Genomic DNA, 21617 nt, shown 5'->3' with positions numbered 1-21617 from the left:
CTGAATGCTGTGGAAAAGAAAAAAGTGGTTTTTTTTATTTACCAAATGGGAGCTGGGGGTGCAGCGAGAACCTTCTTAAACATTATAAATAACTTAGACCGTTCAAAATTCATCCCTGTTTTGGTAACATTAAATTATAATGGTAATTATGAGGAATACTTAAAATCTGACATAAAATTTATAAAGTTAAATACTAGGCGATTAAGGTCTGCTATTCTTCCTTTGGCAAAGGTTATTAGAAAAGAGGAGACAGACATCGTTTTTAGTACGATCCCTAACTATAATACAATAGCGATCTTGGCAAAGCTGCTTTCTTTTACACGAGCCAAAAATATCGTAAGGGAAGCAGCTTATTTAGGTGGTAACTTCTCATCAAATATTAAATTAATAGTGTATGGAATGCTGTATAAAATGGCGAGTCAAGTGGTTTCCTTATCTGAAGGGGTAAAGGAGAACATAGTAGATCGTTATAAAATTAAACCACATCGCATTAAGGTTATTTACAATCCAGTAGACCTAGATGGTATAGAACAAAGTATGAAAGAAGGAGAAATAGCAGATGCACATAAAGCTATTTTTGAAGACGATGCAAAAGTCATCATTACTGCTGGCAGGCTTGTTAAAGATAAAGATCACCAAACCTTACTAAGTTCATTTTCCAAGGTTAGTCGCAGAATCAATGCAAAGCTGATAATCCTCGGAGAAGGAGAGTTAGAGGGAGCTTTAAAATCCCAGGCAAAAGAACTTGGTATTGAAAATAACGTTTATTTTATCGGTTTCCAGCGAAATCCTTATGTTTATTTTAAGCATGCAGATCTGTTTGTGTTATCTTCCATTCGTGAAGGATTTGGCCATGTGTTAGCTGAAGCATTAGCAACAGGCACTCCCGTTGTTTCGACTAATTGTAAGCCTGGAGCTGAAGAAGTGCTGAACCACGGAGAATTTGGCAAGCTCAGTAATGTCGGTGATGTTGACGAAATGGCTGATAATATTTATAAAATGCTAACATTGAAAAAAGAAGAAACTGCACAAATTATTGAAAGAGGATTGCAGCGAGCAAAAGATTTTAATGCCAAAACGATCGTAAAACAGTACGAAGATACATTCATTAAGACGATGGAAATAAAGAAAAGAAGCAGAGGATAGGAGATGATGAGCGATGACTATTTCTAAAGGGCGCATCGTACACCTTACTACAGTGCATCACCCATATGATCCGCGAATTTATCATAAGGAATGTTTATCTCTTCACAAAGCAGGCTTTGATGTGACCTTGATTGCCCAAGAAGCCGATCATGACCTAGGAAAAGATAAACCAATTAAACATATAACACTCAAGAAATACACGAACAGAATAAAACGAATGATTTTTGGAACCATGGATGCATATAAAAAGGCAAAGAAACTAGATGCAGATATTTATCATTTCCATGACCCAGAATTACTTCCTGTCGGCTGGCTGTTAAAAAGGAAGAAAAATGTCGTTATATATGATATCCACGAGGATTATGTGACAAGTATCATGCAAAAGGGTTATATGAGTAAGCCGGTTAGAAAAGTAATAGCGACAGCGTATAAGTATATGGAAATGTTTTTTGCCCGAAAAATGGAGCTCTGTCTCGCTGAGAAATATTATAAAGATATCTATCCCAAAGGGGTACGTATCTTAAACTATCCAACAATTAACGAGAAATTTATTGAACACCGCCGTGATAACAGACCATTGGAGGATAAATTATTGTATACTGGTAATGTGTCCTATGTTAGAGGTGCGCACATCCATTCGAAAGTTCCATTAATCGACGAGGCTGTTTCTGTTCATTTCGTTGGGAAGTGTCCAAGCGATTTGGCTGAAGAAATGTTTTCGATTGCCGGGGAGCGTAGAGATAACCTGAAAATTGAAGGTATTGATCAATTTATTGAGAAAGAAGATATTGAGGCGAGGTATCTTAGTCATAACTGGCTGGCTGGGCTGGCACTGTTTCCACCAACGGATCATTATATGAAAAAAGAACTGACAAAGTTCTTTGAATATATGAACGCAGGACTTCCTATTATATGCTCCAATTTCCCTGTATGGGAGAAATTTATTGAAACCTATAAGTGCGGTATTGCAGTCGATCCGTATAGTGAAACGGAGATAAGACAAGCTATCAAATACCTGCGAAATAATCAGGACGAAGCAAAAAAAATGGGCCAAAACGGAAAGCAAGCTGTTTTGGAAGAACTGAATTGGAACACCCAAGAAGAAAACTTGATTACATGGTATGACCAATTACTAAAGTACAACTAAATTGGTTAGTATGAAAAGAATAGGGCTGATAATTTGAAAAATAAACCCCCGTTAATTTCAGTTATAACACCTGCTTATAATGCAGAAAGATTTATTAAACAAACGATAGAATCGGTACTGGAACAAACTTATCCTAATTGGGAAATGATACTGGTCGACGATTGTTCAACAGATGATACGGTAGAAATTATAAAAAGATATCAGGAAGATGACAGCAGGATTAAGCTGATAGTACATGAAGTGAACAGTGGATCTGCGGTAGCACGTAATGCCGCTATGGAACATGCTACAGGTCAGTATATAGCATTTCTCGATAGTGATGATTTATGGTACCCAGAAAAATTAGAAAAACAATTACACTTTATGCAGGAAAAAGATATCGCATTTTCATTTACAAAGTATAGACGTATAGAAGAGGACGGTACATTAAGAAATGCAATTTCCAAAGCACCGGAATCAGTAGGGTACAATGATTTAATGAAACACTGCGTGATTGGCTGTCTGACAGTAATGATTGACAGAGAGAAAATCGGACATTTAAAAATGGTTAACATCAGAACACGACAGGACTATGTCTATTGGTTGACGATTACAAAGATGGGTTTTCGGGCTTATGGGCTCCCAGAGGTGTTAGCTAAATACCGCTCGGTGGAAAACTCCATTTCGAGCAATAAATTAAAAGCAGCGAAACGGCAATGGTATGTTTACCGGCAGATTGAAAAAAAGAACCTGTTAAAAAGCATCTGGTATTTTTTTAATTACGCTAGCAGAGGTATCAGAAATAGAATTAAATATAAGGTTTCACGAAGAAACAGTTAAAAAATACTGTAAGCACTTGTGAAGAATTAGGCGGTGTCATTTTTTTATGAAAACATATATACAGGAAATGCTTAAACGTAAAGATTTACTATTATATCTCGTTAAATCCGGATTAAAGGCTGAGCACAGAAACAGCTATCTGGGTTATTTTTGGTGGTTATTGGACCCTCTTTTAAATGTTCTCGTATACTATTTCTTAGTAGTTATCATTTTGGGAAGAGGAGAAGAGAATTATGCGGTATTCCTTGTAATCGGACTGGTTGTTTGGCGTTGTATAAGTACAACGGTAAATTCATCTGCAAAATCTATTATGAGGTATAGTTCTATCATTAATCAAGTTTATTTGCCGAAGTCACTTTTTCCAATTTCTTTTATATTGACTCAGCTATTTAATTTTGCATTTGGATTAGTTGTAGTCGGTATATTTTTAGTGATATTTGGCATTATGCCAGGATGGGAAATCATCTATTTACCAATGCTTGTGCTTATCCAGTCTGTATTTTTATTGGCGATCGGATTAGTCCTGGGGTATGTTACAGTATTCATTCGTGATATTGATAATTTGCTGACACATGTTACGCGGATATTCTTTTACGCATCACCAATTATTTGGGCGGGTGGGCGGCTACCTCCGGAGTACAGTTGGGCTGTTGACATTAACCCAATCGCGATTATCGTAGAATCCTATCGTGCTATATTAATGCATCAGACAAGCCCGGACTTTACTGGTTTAACAATAATTTTCATTATTTCCCTTGCAGTAGCTACATTTATGCTCTTTTACTACAGTAAAAATGAACATAAAATAATTAAAGCTTTATAAGGGTTATTATATCGGAAGCACTTTAATGGCAGAATACTTGTTAGGTGGGTTTACCAGCTTACAGTGTGTTCTATCACTAAACTTCAAACAAAAGAGGGTTTTTAATTTGGTTACAAAAAAAGATTCAACAATAAAAGAATCAAAGGAATCCGTAATAAAAGCCAAAAATATTGGTGTTTCCTTTTATGCCGGAAATTATAGAGAAGATTATAAATCACGTGTATTTCGCTTCTTTAAAGAAAGAGGACGATTTGAAAAAAATAAAAAGGTCTGGCCATTAGAAGATATAAATTTCACAGGAAACCAAGGGGAGATACTGGGAATAATCGGTTCAAATGGCGCTGGAAAAACTACGCTTAGCAAAATAATTGCGGGTATCTTGCAAGAGGATAAAGGTGAAATTCAGGTCGACGGAAAGGTAACTGCATTATTTTCATTTGGTATGGGCTTTAACAAAGAGCTTACTGGACACGAAAACGTATATCTTAACGGAATGATGCTTGGTATCAGAAAAGAACTGATCACACACTATATTGGTGATATTCACGAGTTTTCCGATCTTGGTGAGTTTTTTGACCAGCCAATGAAATATTATTCTAGTGGAATGAAAGCTAGACTTGGCTTTAGTGTTGCCGCACATTTACAACCAGAAATACTTATCTTGGATGAGGCTTTAAATACGGGAGATGCAAAATTCAGTAAAAAAGCCGCAGAAAAAATGAAAGAGCTTGTTAAACAAGCGAAAATGGTGATTATTGTTACCCACAGCCTGCGCTATGCGCAACGAAATTGCGATCGTCTAATGTGGTTGGATGGTGGTGTAGTTCGTGAAATTGGCGATCCCAAGGAAATAATTGAAAAATATAAAGCAACTGTGCCACCTCGTCCTCCAAGAAGACATCGTAACCTAGAGCTGGAAAAAACACAAACGACTATTGGAAACAGATCTATCATAAAAGCAGAAAATGTTGGAATATCCTATAAGCTGAATACGGGACTTTTTTGGGCCTTAAAAAATGTGGATTTTGAAGTTAAAGAAGGCGAAGTAGTAGGTATTATAGGTCACAACGGTGCTGGTAAAAGCACACTATGCAAAGTACTCACTAAAATCCTCGCACCTGACGAAGGGAACTTGGAGCTGCATGGGGAGACGTCTGCTCTATTAGGCTATGGAACGGGATTTAATGCCCATTTGAGTGGTGAAGATAACATTTATCTAAATGCAATGCTTTTAGGAATCCCTAAAGAACGTATCAAAGCAAACTATGAGGAAATTGTAGATTTTTCTGGATTGGAAAAGGCTATTAGTAAGCCTGTTAAGGATTATTCAAGCGGTATGAAGGCTCGATTGGGGTTCAGCATTGCTGCTATATTAAAACCGGATATTTTTATTATTGATGAAGCATTGTCAACCGGGGATATAACCTTTAAACAAAAAGCGAGTGAACGGATTCAAGATATGATGGAAAGGGCAAAAGCTGTAATTATTGTTACACACAGTATGACCTTTGTTGAACAGGTATGTACACGGGCAATTTGGATGGAACAAGGTCAGATACGTTTTGATGGGGATGCTGAGGAAGCAGTAGCAAAGTACCGGGAATCACAAGGTGTAAAGAAAAAGGTGAAAACGCACTCCAGCTCAAATAAGAAAGCTACTAGTAAAAAGTCAGCAGAAGAGAAAGCTTAAGATTTCAGAATGGTGGTGAGTTGAAATGTTTACTCAAATTAAGAAGATCATTACAGTCCCTTTAGACTGGCTGCTGTATACAGTCCTCAATGAAAAACAAAGGAAGTTTCTTACGGATCGGTTTTCTGATGAACAGAAAGAAAAGTTAAAAAGGCTGATTAACGGTAAAAAACAAGTACAGCGACAAAAACTAAAACAGATCAAATCCCACCTGTATAATCTAGGATTTACAAAAAGAGGTCTGAGTGAGCTGGAAGATTTCTATTATACAACTAAGGACGCTCAATTAAAGCGGCTGGCAGCTTGGGAACTCACATTGTGGCATGTTAATAAATATAATACAGATGGAGCGGAACAGGCACTGGAATATATTGCTGCTGCCATTACAGGAGAAAAAGATGATAATCAATTAAGAAGAGCAGCGATTATAAGGGCTGAGTGTCTAGAAACATTAAACCAAAAAGAAGAGGGCAAACGTGTACTTAAAGACATGCTTACATTTCAAAAACATCCTGATCTGTACTTGGCCTTATCGAATTTAGAGGAATCTATAGAAGAACGCGAGAAATGGATTAATAAAGCAATGGACTTTTATGGGATTCAGCCTGTTTTTTTCTCTTCAAATACGGATGAGGTAATATATGACGACTTAAAAACTGTACCGACCGATACGAAGATAGAAAATGGACCAAAGGTATCTGTGATTTTACCTGCCTATAAAGCAGAAACAGGAATCGTAACTGCTATCGAATCGATTCTTTCACAAACGTGGCAGAACATCGAGCTTCTCATTGTAGATGACTGTAGCCCGGATAACACGGTAAGTGTTGTAAAAGAATATATGGAAAAGGACTCAAGAATAAAGCTATTCACCACACCGGTTAACAGCGGGCCATATATAGCCAGGAATATCGCATTAAAAGAAGCTGCGGGAGAGTATGTAACAATTAATGACTCAGACGACTGGTCCCATTCGCAAAAAATTGAAAAGCAGGTCCAGCACCTTATTGAAAATAAACATATTATCGCTAATACATCCGAACACGCACGATTGACCGAAGAACTAAAACTGTACAGACGAGGAACACCTGGAAAATATATTTTTCCCAACATGTCTTCTATCATGTTCAGGCGTGCCCAAGTCATCGAAAAAGTTGGTTTCTGGGACAGTGTGCGTTTTGCTGCTGATGGAGAGTTTAAGCGCCGTCTTATAAAAGTTTTTGGAAAACATGCCTATGTTGATTTGAAAACAGGTCCCCTATCCTTACCAAGGCAATCTGTTTCATCCCTTACAGGAAGTTCAGCATTTGGCTACAACGGGTTTTTTATGGGCGTTCGTAAAGAGTATGTAGAAAGCTTTGAATTTTATCATAAACATGCGGAAACATTATATTATCCATTTCCACAGGTAAGTAGGCCATATTCAGTACCAGAGCCTATGTGGCCAAAACGGGAGGAGAAGTTAGCAGGTAATCGACATTTTGATATCGTAATCGCTTCAGACTACCGCATCGTAAACGCTGAATCTGCTGCTGTTAAAGAAATCCATAAACATGCGGCTGCAGGGAAAAGAATCGGACTTATTCAGATGTATCATTATAATTTAAACGCTAAAAAGGAAATGACCCCAGAAGTCCGCAAGTTGATTGACGGGAATCAAGTCCAAATGCTTGTATATGGGGAAAAAATCACTTCAGATGTACTGACAATTATAAATCCAATCGTACTGGAAAACTGGCAAAAATATATACCAACTATAGAAGCAAAAACTATTAACGTTATTGTAAATGAAATACCAGTTGTTTCAGCTAGTAAAAGGAAGCTGTATGAACTGAAAGATTGTGTTAAACATATGCATGCTTATTTTAGTGAGACAGGAACGTGGTACCCAATTGATACTAGTATTCGTGAATCATTAGTTAATTATGTTACAGATGACCTTCATCTCATCAATTTAGCTAGTGAAGACTGGGAGAATAGATCAAGCGATGGCGAATAATAAAGAGGCACTTGTCACTAAGGGAAACCGGGAAGTAGAAATGTTGGATGAAATAGCCAAGCTAGACAAGTTACTTGAGCAGAGAAAAAAGGAATTCCATCTATCAGAGCAAAGGCTGACCGAACTAGAGCGTCAGTTCACAGCAATAAATAAGAATGTGCTATGGAAATTATTGAAACATGCCAAAGCTATAAAAAAAGTTCCAAGAACAACGATCGCTTACCTAATTGGCAGAAGAAATCTAAAGCAACTTTACAGTAAAACCTATAAAAAGAAAAAAGCAGCAAATCAACTAAAAAAATATACGTATCACTTATATAATTTAGGGTTTTCAGAGAAAGCCTTATTTGACTTGGAGGCTATATATAAAGAAACAGGAGATAGGTATCTTAGAGCGGCGGTTGCATGGGAACTTGCATTGTGGTACTCGACTAAGTATACAGCCGATGGTGCCCGCCAGGCCAAGATATACTTCCTAGCTGCAATCAGTGAAGAAAAGAATACAGAACAATTAAGAAAAGCAGCAATCCAACTAGCCGAATGCCATGAAATCCTCGGGGAATTATGCGAAGGTAAAAAGATCATTTATGACGCCTTAACCACCCAAAAGCATCCTGATTTATATTTAGCAGCAGCTAATCTGGAGGAGAATCCAGCAGATCGTATAAAATGGATTAATAAAGCACTGGAAGTCTATGAGATTCAACCTATATATATACCATCAACCAACGGGGAATTGGTGTATGATAATTTGTCCACAGATCCTTTGAGTAGAAAAACAGCTAATGGTCCAAAGGTGTCTGTTATTATACCAGCTTATAATTCAGAAACAGGAATTCGAACAGCAATAGAATCTATCCTTACCCAAACATGGAAAAACATAGAACTACTAGTAGTTGATGACTGCAGCAAAGATAAAACAGCTGAAGTAATTAAAGAGTATACAAAGAAAGACCCCAGAGTTAAATTATTTCAAACACCGGCAAATAGTGGTCCATATGCTGCAAGAAATATTGCCTTAAATGAGGCTTCCGGAGAATTTGTTACGATAAATGATGCAGATGATTGGTCCCATGCAGAAAAAATTGAAACGCAGGTAACACATCTAATAGCCAATCAAAATATTATAGCCAACACGTCTGAACATGCAAGATTAACCGAAGCATTTAAGTTATACCGCCGGGGATCAGTAGGGAAGTACATTTTTTCCAACATGTCTTCGTTAATGTTCAGACGGGAACCAGTCTTAAGAGAAGTTGGTTACTGGGACAACGTTCGTTTTGCAGCCGATAGTGAGTATAAACGCCGTATGGCAAAAATTTTCGGGGAAGAAAATGTGGTTGACTTGAAAACTGGACCATTGTCTTTTCCAAGGCAAGCTGAAGGATCTCTTACTGGGAGCTCAGCTTTTGGATATAATGGGCACTTAAAAGGGGTACGGAGGGAATATGCGGAAGCTCACCGTTATTACCATAAAAAAGCAGCGAACCTGTATTATCCGTTTCAGCAAGAGAAAAGACCTTACCCTGTGCCCGAACCGATGTGGCCAAAAAGAGAAAAGAAGCATCATGGGAAACGTCTATTTGATGTAGTTATAGTTGCTGATTTTCGGTTAGCAGGAAAGGCTCACCAATTAGTATTAGAAGAAATTAAAATTCACCATAAGTTAGGCATGCGAACTGGCTTGGTCCAAATGGCATGTTATGACAATAAAGTGGAAAAAGAAATAAACCCTGAAATCAGAGATTTACTCAACGGAGATAGTGTGCAGTTACTAGTCTACGGTGAACGTATTATGTGCAACTTACTGATCGTCAGACAAGCATCAGTCCTGCAGGAGAAGCAGGAGTACATCCCAGAGGTAGAATCAAAGGTAAATTGGGTAGTTATTGATAGTTGCCCAAACTCATTGAGTAGACGTTATAACTTAAGGCAATGGGCTTATCAATTAGCTGAATACTTTGGAAGCCGCGGAAAGTGGTATCCACAAGATGCGCAGACCAGGGAGAAAGTAATGCGCAGTAATGCAAAAGAAGTGAAGTCGATTAAACTAGCCGGTGATAATTGGATCGATATTACGAAGGACAAGTCAGGCTACATTTCACTTCTAGAAGATTGCTTCGTGGATAGGACCTTGTTTCAAGTTAAAGAGGGGAGTGGTAACAATTAAAAATGATGATAGCAATCAGATGAATAATTGGGAAAAAGCAAAACGTTCCAACCACAACCTTGACCATTCACCGTTGGGGGAGTCCTCAAATAAGGACAAAGAAACAGAAGAGCTGATTGAAACGTTGATAAAAAAAGATGCTGAGATTAAAAAAACAGAAATTCAAATCAGAAGAAACAAGAAAAACATTAAATACATGGAACAAAGTAAAACCTGGAAATATTCAAGGCCTCTAAGAATAATCACTAGCCTGTTTACAAAGCTAACAGGTCGAAAGGAAGAAAAAGCACAGACTGAATACATAAACCAACTTAAAGCAGATCTGCATAATACACAAAAGGAATTGTATCAAACAAGGGAAAACTTACAGGAAATGATGCTAGATGACCGAAAGTTGGATAGCAATAAAGTGATAGAATTAGTAAGAAGTGCAAAAGAAGATGGGAACCTGATTGATTATATTGAAAAAGTTACACAAAATAAAGAGGTGCACGATGCTAACTATATAAAAGTACTAAGATATGCCGCTAGAGTTTTTATGAATGATAAAACAGAATATAGAAACTTGGCCTATACCAAAGTCATTGAGGGGCTGAAAATAGAAGATATACCAGAATTCATAATTAGAGCAGGGCTGGATGAAAAAGCAATCCCCCTAAAACAAGCCGCCTCATTTCGGGCAAGTTTAAATATACGTATGAGACAAAAGCAGCTGGTAGAGCCGTTGCCAGAATGGTTATTAGATAATAAGCAGGATGCTTATGCTTTTATTGAAAAGTTGGCTGTAAAAAAACCATGGTTCTCAGATAAGAAATATAAGATGGGTGAAATCCCACAGCAGGAGGGAATAGTCATAAAGCCTGCAGACGGCGCAGGATCCCGAGGAGTATACCTTGTATACAGTTTTAATGATATAGTAGATATAAAAAGATCTCAATCATTGGATAGCTGGGAAGCACTCAAGGCAAACATGGAAAAAGATATTATATCTAAATGGGTAGATGAAGATGAATGGATGATGGAAGAGCTCATTCTCGAAAGTACAGAAGAAAAGATTCCAGCAAGCGATGTGAAATTTTATTGCTTTTACGGAAAAGTTGGACTTATTTTAGAAATAACCCGCTTTCCAGAGCTTAAGTATTGCTGGTGGACAGCTGCGGGTGAAAGAATTCGTACAGGCAAATATGATGAAGATTTATTTAAAGGCAAGGGATTTACAGACAATGAGTTAGCTTTAGCAGCTGACATAAGTCTAAACATTCCAGCACCGTTTATTAGGATAGACTTTTTGCGATCTCAACACGGGCTGGTATTTGGTGAATTTACCCCGAAACCAGGAAACTATGATGAATTTGATCAGCATACAGACCAGTGGATGGGCGACAATTTCATTGAAGCCCAGGGTCGTCTTGTAAATGATTTGATAAATCGCAAACAATTTAAGGATTATCAGGAGCTTATAGAGAGTTTGGACAAGTAATAAAGTATTGATCGCGTCTTAGGAGGAAATAGGATGGAAGAAATAAATTCGCAATGGTTACCGCATCTATCGAATGAGATTGTTTCAGATGCACACGGTAATTTACTAGATGCATATGCAGTTTCACTTGAAGGCTGGAGAAGAGGCTTAACACTTAGGTGGCATGTAAAGGACTCCGAGAAGTTCAGCGAGATGAAAACTTGGTTTGTAGATAAACCCGGGCAACTGTTCTCACTTAGTTCTAAAGAGAAAACACATTATTTCTTTAGAACTCGAGGGGACAAAGTAACCAATGAAGCTGTAGAGATTGGTAAAGACAAAGAGAAAACAAAAATTGCAATGAAAAAGGCAGGAGTCCCTGTACCAGAGGGAAAACAGTTTACAGAGGAAGCAACAGATGAATCGATCATTCAATATGCTTCGAGTATCGGTTATCCAGTTGTATTAAAACCGACGGATGGAAGTTTTGGCAGAGGAGTAATCTCAAACATAACAAGTGCGGGCGAATTGGAACACTCTATTTCTTATTTACGTACTGAACTTAATAATTCTAATGTAATACTCGAACGATATATTCCAGGGAATGAATATCGTATTTATGTTGTTGGAAATCAAGTTGCAGGTGCAATCAACCGGATTCCTCCCAACATAATAGGTGATGGAATAAATTCTATTAAGGCATTAATTGAACTGAAAAATGAGGAGAGGGATCTGAATCCTCGTCTTGTTAGCTGTCCTATTCAAACAAATCAAGAAACACTGGATTTTATTGGTCGCTATGGATATACATTGGACACTGTTCCGGAAAAAGAAGAACTTATTTATCTTAGTAATAAAAGTAACATTTCATTAGGTGGCGACCCAGTAGATGTTCTTGACGAATTACCAATGGAAATAAAAAACACTGCAGTGAACGCTTTGCAGGCTGTTCCAGGACTAACTCATGGAGCAGTTGATATAATAATGCATGAAAATAAAGCAATTGAAGAAGCAGGATTTGTAATCGAACTTAATCCGACAGCACAAATAGGGGCCATTCTATATCCGATGAAAGGCAAACCGCGAGATATTCCAGCAGCAATAATGGACTTTTATTTTCCTGAAACAATTCATATGCAATACGACAAAACAAAAACATACTTTGATTTCCATGATGTCCTTGATCCCTTACAATCAAGAGATGCTAGTACAACGACAGTAACTCCATCTCCATTAGGGAAATTGTATGCTAAGAAATATATAGTCAGTGGCAGTGTTCAAGATATAGGTTATCACCGTGGTCTGCGTAAACAAGCATTTGAAAGGTATTTGCATGGCTTCGTTATGAATTTGGAAAACGGAGACATTGAAGTCGTTGTAGCTAGTACAGACCCAGTAATGATAGACGATTTTAAAAATGCGTTATGGGAAGATGAAGAAAGAGCGCATGTAATTGAAGTTCAAGAGAGCAACTACGAAGAACCAATAAAAGTTGGATTTGAAATAAAAGCAGATTTAAAAACACAGATAGCAGAACTGAAATTATTTAAGCAGGAGCTGGAAGTAACAGAATACCAAATGAAAAAAGCAGAGGTAGAGCGTCGGAAGTATTATGAAAGTGTATCTTGGAGAGCTACAAAACCTATTCGATCGATTGGGGCTTTATTTAAGAAATTCAAATAAAAAATAGTTAGTGGAAGTGTATTCTTTAGGAGGAAAAACATATGAAGGATCATCAATCAATCAGTCTGCCGCAGCTTCCAGGTGAAGTAGTTAAAAATGCAAGAAAAACAAGGTTGGATGCATTTGCTGTAGCTCTTGAAGGCTGGCGTAGAGGGTTGAAGCTGAAATGGTATACAAGGGATTCTGAGCATTTTCAAGATATGGTTATTTTTGGAGTTAACCCTCCAGGAAGACTATTTTCTCTTAGTTCAGAAGAAAGAACCCATTACTTCTTTAGAACAAGAGGCGATAAGGTGACCAATGAAGCTGTTGAAATAGGTTCGGAGAAGGACGATACAAAAGTGTGGTTATCTAAAGCAGGTGTACCTGTACCTCTTGGTATGGGATTTGGAGAGGAAGCAACTGATGAAGAAGTTATTAATTACAGCAAAACGCTGGACTTTCCTCTCGTGCTGAAACCAACTAATGCTAGTTTGGGCAACGGAGTTGTAACAAATATTAAGAGTGAGAAAGAGTTTATCAAAGCAATTAATTATGTAAGACATGAATTAGAATATAGTGAGGTTGTCGTAGAACAGCATGTGGATGGAAAAGAGTATCGAGTATATGTCATAGAGGATCAAGTAATCGCTGCTTATAATAGGGTGCCGGCTAACATAATCGGTGATGGTTCCCATACAATTGAAGAATTAATTGAGTTGAAAAATAATGAGCGGAAAAAAAATGCAAGATTGAATAGTTGTCTAATCGAGATGGATAAGGAAATTCTTGAGTTTATCCAATCAACCGGGTACACCCTTGACAGTATTCCTAACAAGGGTGAGCAAATTTACTTAAGACAGAAGACAAATGTATCCTCCGGTGGCGATCCAATTGATGTTACAGACAGCCTGCCAGAAGAGTATAAAACGATCGCAATAAATGCTATCAAGGCAGTCCCAGGTTTGTACCATGGTGGCGTTGATATTATAGTTAATGAAAATAGAGATCTAAGTGCTCCCGCGGTAGTTATTGAGTTAAATCCTACTGCACAGATCGGTGGTATACTTTACCCGCTCAAAGGGAAAGCACGTAATATCCCTGGAGCTATAATTGATTACTACTTTCCGGAAACCAAAGGAATGGATACATCAGACTCTCAAATTTACTTTGACCTAGTAAATATTTTAGAACCGTTAGAAAACCGATCAGCAATTGAAGTAGAAGTTCGTCCAGCACCGATGGGCGAGTTATTTGCAAAGAAATTTGTTGTGACAGGAATGGTTCAAAGGCAACGCTACCACCGATGGTTAAAGAAACATGCACTAGATAGAAACTTAAATGGCTATATTAAAAACATGGTATTCGATGAAATAGAAATAATTGTAGCGGGAACAAACAAGTCAGACATCAATGAATTTAAAAAGTTGATTGACCAATATCCACAAAGTTCCAAGGTGGTAAATATAAAAGAAGAAAATTGGAAAGAACCAGTAACAGTTGGCTTTGAAATCACAGAAGGATATAATACTTCTAGCATAAAATCAGTTGAATATGCATTAAGGAAAATGGAAAAAGACTTAAAACATTTGACGAAGCAAAGAAACAGAATTGAAAAAGATAACCAGCATATATTGGAGAGCACTTCGTGGAAGTTTACTATGCCAATCAGGAAAGTTAAATCTATGGTTAAGAGGAAAAAGTAAAAGAGCCTGTGATATTAGTGAATTTATATAGAGATTAGAATGAAAAGAAAAGCATAACCACTAAGCTGATTTGATATAGTAATTATATTAGGAGGTATTATATGTCTAAAGTAAAATTAGTAGCAACTGGCGACACATTACTTCATTCGAGAATTTATGATTTATGTAAAACAAAAGATGGTAAATATGATTTTACAAAAAAAATGGCTCCAGCAGAAAGTTTATTAAAAGCAGGAGATATTTCAGTAGTAAATTTAGAATCATTAGTTGCTGGCGAAGAATTAGGCCTAACTTCTTTTCCTAAATTTAATAATCCTGTTGAATTGGCAGAAAATCTAAAATCATTTGGTACTGATTTGGTTACAAATTCAAATAATCATACAATGGACTTAGGCGAGGAAGGGGCGTTAAAATCTATAGAAAATCTTGAAAAGGTGGGATTAATGTATGTGGGTTCACACAAATCAAAAAAAGATCAAAAGGAATTTCGAATCATTGAAAAAAATGGTCTTAAATGTGCGTTTTTATCATACACAGCTGTCACTTTAGGGAATAACGCACCAAAAAACAAAGGGTATCTTTTAAACACAATCGTAAAAAGTCAAACTAAAGAAATTAGAAGAGAGATTGAGCGGTTGAAGAAAGAGAAAAACCCTGATGCAGTTATTGTTTCAGTACATTTTGGTAGAGAATACCCTCTATACCCAGTATCAGCTCAAAAAGAAATAGCTGCTTCGATTTCTGATGCAGGTGCAGATATTATAATTGGGCATCATCCGCATGTTCTCCAACCTGCAGAATGGATTATAAACTCTCGCGGTAAAAAGACATTCGTAATATATTCACTAGGCAATTTTTACTCCGGACAAAAGGGTTTGTATAGACAAATAGGAGGGGCTCTTTCTTTAGATATAATTAAGAAATCGAATAAGTCAGCTGATATTAAAGTGGACAACCCAGTACTTAACTTGACTTTTGTAGATGCAAATAGAAAGAGTGGATATCAAATGCATCATTTACTAAATTACATTGAAAAAAATCCATATATTAAAACAGAGCATGGAGATTTTGACTCATTAGATGTGTATAGTGAATTATCTAAGAGATATAAGGATTGGATGCCAGAAATGAAGTTGAAATAATTTTTAGGTTTATCTGGGTAACAAAACTATCGAAAAATGTGACTTTAAAAAGCCATATCCTTAATAGATATGGCTTTTTAAAGCTTATTTTTTAAACTTTGCAATGGCTCTTACGGGTTTTGTAATTTTCCAGGAGGTACTATTTTCAATTTTCAGTAGTTGTTTTTTAAGTTGCTTATTCTGTTTTTTTGTTAACTCCATAATACTTTCTTTTTGTTCATATTCTGCTAATTTACGTGTAATTTTTTGGTAATCTTCCTTAAGTTTACTGTATTTTTGAAGCGGCAATTCTGACATATCGGCATCTGCTTTGTTGATTGTCTGCATATCGGCCTCTATATGAAAGCCATGTTTTATTGGAGTTACTCTAGATTTTTCAACGATTTGTACATTGTTGAAAAACTTATGAGCAATATTTTTTAATAACTTTTCAAATTGTTCAGCCTTTTGTTTAGTAGCCCCAGTAACAATTACAATATTTCCGTTATCTAAAGGTTTAATATAACCGTTAACTTTATGATTAAATGCAGTCCTCCTAATTCTGTTTGCGAATTGCTCAGTAAATTGGCAATTAGATAGAAGGTATCTCTTTAAAATTATTGGAGATTCAGTAATCTTAGGTAACTTTATTTCTTGAGCAGTTCTTGATAAACAAGAGTTATAAATGAAATCATAATCAATGTACAACTTACTAACTTCTTCTCGATTCTGATTTTTGGTGTTAGGAAAATAGTAATCAATAATACTGGTCGGAATATCCCTAGCATGACCTTCCATCGGAAATAAGTGCTGAGTAATATGAGCACGAGAGTTTAGCTCAATAACAACACCTGTATCACTTGCTTCATCAACTATCATATCTAATCCACAGTGAGGGAGCGAAGGGAAACTTTTAGTAGCTTCTACAGCAATTTTTTTTATATTCTTTGATACAAGATCTGTAACATCAACAGAGTCACCACCAGCTGATATATTATTTTTTGATTTTAAATAAAAAACTTCACCTTCAGGAATAACAGTATTTAAATCGTAATTTTTGCGTTTGAGCAGATTCTTGGTCTCTGCATCGATTTTTATTGGACGATTGGACAAAGAAGGGAGCTTTCTTCTGATTTTGTTTTTTTGATTGATTAAATCTTTTATGGTATTTTTACCATCACCTGTAATGTGTGACCTAATTCTTTTTAGTGCTCCAATTACCTCGCCATTCACTACATATATGCGATAATCCAAACCTTCATGGTACTTTTCTAGTAGGATGTGAGGTAATTTTAAATCTCTTCTGACATAATCAAGAGCTTCAATTAGCTCTTCCTCGTTTTGGATATTTCCAATAACACCTGTCCCACCGGTTCCTTGTAGGGGTTTTACTACAATTGGGTAGTCTAACTCTTTGGCATATTCTATTATTTTAGAATTTGATATTGTTTCGTTAAACTCTTTACCAATTGGAGTAGGAACGTTATTTTTGATTAAGTATTCTTTGGCAGATTGCTTGTTTTTAGTTAATATTTTGGCTTCTTTAGAAACAAGATCTCCCCTAGTAGCACTAAAATTATGTGTTTTTTTCCCATCAGTGATCGAATAATATGGTTCAATATTTCCGGATTTCTCTAATACAATTCGAATGGTTACTTCCAAGCCTCTTCGCCAAGCTTCAAGAATAATACTATAAGTACTTAGCATATAATTATTTGCTCTTTTAGGGATGCAATTATTAAGATGGGATAAGTATTTTTCACTTGTATTTTCCATATCGTATTCCTTTCGTAAATTGCTTTAATTAATAGTCTGAATAAGATAACTAGATTGTAGATACAATCATAAAGTACAATAAAATTCATAATTATTGTATCATAAATTAGCCTTCGTTTCTTATATTACATCTTAAATAGAATACAAAGTCTATCCAACTAAATGTTTTTGGGTAGTAAAAATAAAAAAAGTGGTTTAAGTAAACTAGAATGGAACTACCACTAGATGGTAATTTTAATACATATAATCAGAGTTCCCCAATTTTTAAATCTTGATCATTCTTGAAAGTTGGTAATTAAATTCTAAGGAGTGTTAGCATTCAAGAAGGAATTAGTCTGTTTGAAATCATAAAAATGTTTCTAATCACCTGGTAAAAGTCTTAGAAAAATATGATAAGGTTATGTTTTAACACCATTCATTTTACTAGGCAGTTTATCTGTAGATAAAAAGGGGAATTAGAAAACTGTTATTTTTGTATTTAAACGGACTAGGAATAGGTAAGTTTTATTAAGTTTTTAATTAGTGCGCATAACTCTTTTTTTGTTATATCGATTGCTTAATCTAAAAACCATTGCCTATTCTAGCGGTATTGAAAAAATGAAAACTAATTCGATAATTAGAGCCAGTATGGTAATATTTCTTTGTTGAGAAATAATCTTGCAACTATTAAATAAAACAAATATACTTAAAAAGTCATATAGGGTTTGAATATGAGTAAAAATTTTATATTAATAAAATTTCACTTATTTATACAATTACTTTTCTATCATAAGATTTATAGTGCTAATGTTTCGGAATATCAACTAACTCAATTTAAAGGAGAAATATTATAATGAATAACTTAAATGTAGAATTATTTCCGCACATTACGGAAGAAGTAGTATCGGATATAACAGGTTTTAAACTATGTTCTTATTTAGTTGCACTAGAAGGTTGGAGACGGGGATTAACCCTTACATGGTATAAAGATGAAACGACGCTCTGTAAATTAGATAGGTTGAAGAGTAGTACTCAGGGAAAGTTTTTCTCACTGAGTTCTAATAATAAAAACCATTTCTTTTTTAGGTCTAGAGGAGACAAAGTTTCTAATAAATCAGTACGAATTTGTCAAGATAAAGAAAAAACAAAAAATATTCTTCACCAAAAAGATGTGCCAATCCCACTAGGAAAAGTTTTTGAAACGAATGATAAAGATATATTTACTTATGCTGAAAATATAGGATTTCCTGTAGTAGTTAAACCATTAAGAGGAAGTATGGGCAAAGGAGTTCATACGAATATTAAGAGCATAGATGAACTAGATGACGTGTTGACTGAATTAAAATCAGCGTATAACTATTCTGAATATATAGTTGAAAAACACTACCCTGGACAAGAATATCGCATCTACGTTGTCGGCGATAAAGTAATAGGCGCAACCAATAGAGTTCCAGCGAATATTGTAGGTGACGGAAAAAACACTGTAAAAACATTAATTGAAAATAAAAATAATGACAGAAAAAAAAATCCATACTTAGCCCCAAAACCTATTAAATTAGATTATGAAGTTTTAAATTCGTTAAAAAATTACGGTTATGATATAGAGGGTATTCCAAAATTGGGCGAAAGAATTAATCTAAGAGAAAAAAGTAATCTTTCTTCTGGTGGGGATCCTATAGAAGCTACTGATGAATTATCAGAAGAGATCAAACAGCTAGCGGTTGATGCATTAAAGGCGCTTCCCTCAATTCCGCATGCTGGAGTAGACGTGATAGTGGATCCAGTCTCGAGTAACAGAGGAGTAGTTTTGGAAGTAAATGCAACTGCAGAAATAGGTTTTCATCTTTTCCCGTTAGAGGGAAAAGCAAGAGATGTACCAGCTGCAATTATTGATTATTATTTCCCTGAAACAATCAAAAAAGAAAAATCTAATTTCTTTTTTGACTATAACAGTATATTGGAACCGCTAAAGACATGGTCAGCAGATGAAGTTAGAGTTTCTTCACCTCCAAATGACGAAATATATGGCAGGAAATATATAGTAACTGGACAAGTCGAAAAAGTAGGTTATATGAACCGAATTCGAAGAGAAGCGTTAAAAATGAAATTACATGGATTTGTCAAAAAAATTGGAGAAAATAAAATGGAAGTTACAGTACTATGTAAAGACGAGAGTGAAGCAGAAAAATTTTTAGATGTCTGTTATAAAGGTTCCAAGAAATCAAAGGTTAATAATGTTGAAAGTCTAATATTAGAATCGCCAAAGGATAGTCCATTCAAATTAGGATTTGAAATTATAATATAACTAAATGACTTTACGTGGATCTTATGTTAAAAGTATCTATGTAAAAGAAGAAAGTATGTTTGAGGTGTATGAATCATGAAGATTGGAATTATGACTAATTTCAATAGACCTACTCGGCTAGCTGAATTAACAGCTATTATTTGTAAATATTACGATATAGAAGTTATATATTTAAGACCAAGAGATGTAAATATAGAAGAGGATAAAGTTAGAGGGAAAGTGTTAGTCAATAACTCTTGGTTGAGTATCGAAACAGAGATTCCGCCATTTATCGATATTGCTCCTTATTGTTATAAGAGAAAGAACCAAGAAATTACGACATATTTACGAAATAAAACTTTTTTATCAGATAATCGTGATAATGTACTTAGTAAACAAAAACTACAAGACAAGTTAAAAAGTACTGTCGAATTTTCAGACATTGTTATACCCACACAGAAAATATATAGTATAAATGATATTATTGATTTCTTAGATAAATACACAAAAGTTGTCATGAAACCAACGAACGGAATACGTGGCAGAGGTGTTTATGTATTAGAAAAGAAAAATGAATGCTATTATCTTGGTTATCAAAAAGAGAGCGTTACATTAACTTATAAAGAGTTAGAAGATTTTTTTCAAGAAAATATTAAGGACAGAGGTTTTATTTTACAAAAACATATTTCTTCCAGAACAGTTCAGGGAGACCCCTTTGATTGTCGTGTTCATGTCGAGAAAAATCAAGACGGGGAGTGGACAAGCGCAAAAAATTATATAAGAATTGGTATTGGCCAAAAAGTCATCTCAAACGTCAACCAGGGTGGTGGCATTAGTGAACTAGTTCCTTTTCTAAAAAGTAATTTCGAGGATGAATGGGAAAACATTGTTAAAAAAATAAATGAGCTTTCAGTAACTCTTCCACGTAAAGTAGAAGAGCTTAGAAATACGCATATAATGTCTTTGGGATTAGATATTGGTATTGATGAAAATGGGAGCTTATATTTGTTTGAAGTAAATGATGGTCCGGCTACCGCTACACTAACATCTGAAGTAGCTGTATTACGCAGTAGTTATTATAAATATATTTTAGAAAACTGTATCAATACTTCAGAAAAATATTCAACAGACAGAGAAGTAATCAAAAAGGATTACTTAATTATAGAGAAAAAATTAAATGATTATATGAAAAAGAACTATGAATTAGAGAATCAATTGAACTATTACAAGAAAAAGTATTTATCTATAGAGAATAGTACGTCTTGGTTTATAACAAAGCCTGTTCGTTGGCTAGGGAGTTTTAAAAAAAAGTAAATACTACTAGAAAAAGTAATTACTTTTTCATTTAATCTAAGAAGAAGGTAAGCAATTTTGAGAGTTGGGCTATAAGTAGTCCAATTCTTTTTTTATATTAAATAAAAAGTGACAAAATTTAGCAAAATAGTTAAAAAAGCACTTGAAATAAAACATTTAAAGTAAGATACTATACTAGTAACAAAAAAACAACAAGGAGGTGAAACTAGAGTGAGGATTAGAAATACAATAGCTCTATTAGTAATAACATTTTCTCTTTTCCACTTTAGTCCACAAGCAGCATATGCAGTAACAAGTAATGAGTCCAGTGAGGAAGTTAATACCAGTGAAGAAGAGTCGGAGGAATCTAATCTAGTAGATAAAGAGAAAGAAGATGTAAAAAACCCTTCAGAATCAAACGCCGCAGAACAAGAAGCAGAAGATTCTTCAGAAGCAGATACCGCAGAACAAGAAGTAGAAGATTCTTCAGAAGCAGATACCGCAGAACAAGTAGAAGAGAAGATAGAAGAGGAAGATATCAAG

Annotated in this window: 15 protein-coding genes; 14 read left to right on the top strand and 1 reads right to left on the bottom strand. The window is 35.4% G+C overall.

The genetic code is table 11. The annotated features are described in order from the left end of the window. The first annotated feature begins 9 nt into the window (after positions 1–9). From QGM71_RS20815 to QGM71_RS20765, 11 genes are all read left to right on the top strand, one after another. Positions 10–1146 (top strand): glycosyltransferase, encoded by a 1137-nt coding sequence (locus QGM71_RS20815; protein WP_327609472.1) that lies wholly within the window; start codon positions 10–12, stop codon positions 1144–1146. 13 nt (positions 1147–1159) lie between these two features. After that, positions 1160–2293, top strand: a complete 1134-nt coding sequence (locus QGM71_RS20810) for a glycosyltransferase (protein WP_327609471.1) — start codon at positions 1160–1162, stop codon at positions 2291–2293. A gap of 33 nt (positions 2294–2326) precedes the next feature. Beyond that, on the top strand, positions 2327–3112 hold the full coding sequence (locus QGM71_RS20805) for a glycosyltransferase family 2 protein (RefSeq protein WP_327609470.1): 786 nt from the start codon (positions 2327–2329) through the stop codon (positions 3110–3112). A 46-nt stretch (positions 3113–3158) separates the two neighbouring features. Next, on the top strand, positions 3159–3935 hold the full coding sequence (locus QGM71_RS20800; protein WP_327609469.1) for an ABC transporter permease: 777 nt from the start codon (positions 3159–3161) through the stop codon (positions 3933–3935). A 106-nt stretch (positions 3936–4041) separates the two neighbouring features. Continuing rightward, on the top strand, positions 4042–5625 hold the full coding sequence (locus QGM71_RS20795; RefSeq protein WP_327609468.1) for an ABC transporter ATP-binding protein: 1584 nt from the start codon (positions 4042–4044) through the stop codon (positions 5623–5625). Positions 5626–5650: 25 nt separating this feature from the next. Next, a complete protein-coding gene (locus QGM71_RS20790) occupies positions 5651–7624 on the top strand; it encodes a glycosyltransferase family 2 protein (RefSeq protein WP_327609467.1) in 1974 nt (657 codons plus the stop codon). Then, positions 7614–9794: a glycosyltransferase family 2 protein gene (locus QGM71_RS20785; protein WP_327609466.1), complete on the top strand. Its 2181-nt coding sequence runs from the start codon at positions 7614–7616 to the stop codon at positions 9792–9794. Before QGM71_RS20790 ends, QGM71_RS20785 begins: the two co-directional genes overlap by 11 nt. Next, on the top strand, positions 9781–11274 hold the full coding sequence (locus QGM71_RS20780; RefSeq protein ID WP_327609465.1) for an ATP-grasp fold amidoligase family protein: 1494 nt from the start codon (positions 9781–9783) through the stop codon (positions 11272–11274). Before QGM71_RS20785 ends, QGM71_RS20780 begins: the two co-directional genes overlap by 14 nt. Positions 11275–11307: 33 nt before the next feature. Continuing rightward, the gene (locus QGM71_RS20775; protein ID WP_327609464.1) at positions 11308–12936 is read left to right on the top strand and encodes an acylphosphatase; all 1629 of its coding nucleotides are present in this window, start codon (positions 11308–11310) and stop codon (positions 12934–12936) included. 41 nt (positions 12937–12977) lie between these two features. After that, a complete protein-coding gene (locus QGM71_RS20770) occupies positions 12978–14621 on the top strand; it encodes an acylphosphatase (protein WP_327609463.1) in 1644 nt (547 codons plus the stop codon). Between the two features lie 101 nt (positions 14622–14722). Continuing rightward, on the top strand, positions 14723–15763 hold the full coding sequence (locus QGM71_RS20765; protein WP_327609462.1) for a CapA family protein: 1041 nt from the start codon (positions 14723–14725) through the stop codon (positions 15761–15763). 84 nt (positions 15764–15847) lie between these two features. Here QGM71_RS20765 and QGM71_RS20760 read toward each other — a convergent pair whose 3' ends face one another. Then, entirely contained in the window at positions 15848–17518 is a 1671-nt protein-coding gene (locus tag QGM71_RS20760) for an ATP-grasp domain-containing protein (RefSeq protein ID WP_327609461.1), read from the bottom strand. An 832-nt stretch (positions 17519–18350) separates the two neighbouring features. Here QGM71_RS20760 and QGM71_RS20755 point away from each other — a divergent pair. From QGM71_RS20755 to QGM71_RS20745, 3 genes are all read left to right on the top strand, one after another. Further along, positions 18351–19802 (top strand): acylphosphatase, encoded by a 1452-nt coding sequence (locus QGM71_RS20755; RefSeq protein WP_327609460.1) that lies wholly within the window; start codon positions 18351–18353, stop codon positions 19800–19802. Positions 19803–19877: 75 nt separating this feature from the next. Beyond that, positions 19878–21095 (top strand): YheC/YheD family protein, encoded by a 1218-nt coding sequence (locus QGM71_RS20750; RefSeq protein ID WP_327609459.1) that lies wholly within the window; start codon positions 19878–19880, stop codon positions 21093–21095. Positions 21096–21305: 210 nt separating this feature from the next. Further along, positions 21306–21617, top strand: a 312-nt coding sequence (locus QGM71_RS20745; protein WP_407703068.1) for a hypothetical protein, incomplete at its 3' end; no start/stop codon positions are given.

The sequence above is a fragment of the Virgibacillus tibetensis genome (assembly GCF_036026595.1).
Taxonomy (GTDB): Bacteria; Bacillota; Bacilli; order Bacillales; family Amphibacillaceae; genus Virgibacillus_P; species Virgibacillus_P tibetensis.
The sequence above is the reverse complement of the archived record's forward strand: the minus strand, read 5'-3'. Positions and strand labels throughout refer to the sequence as shown.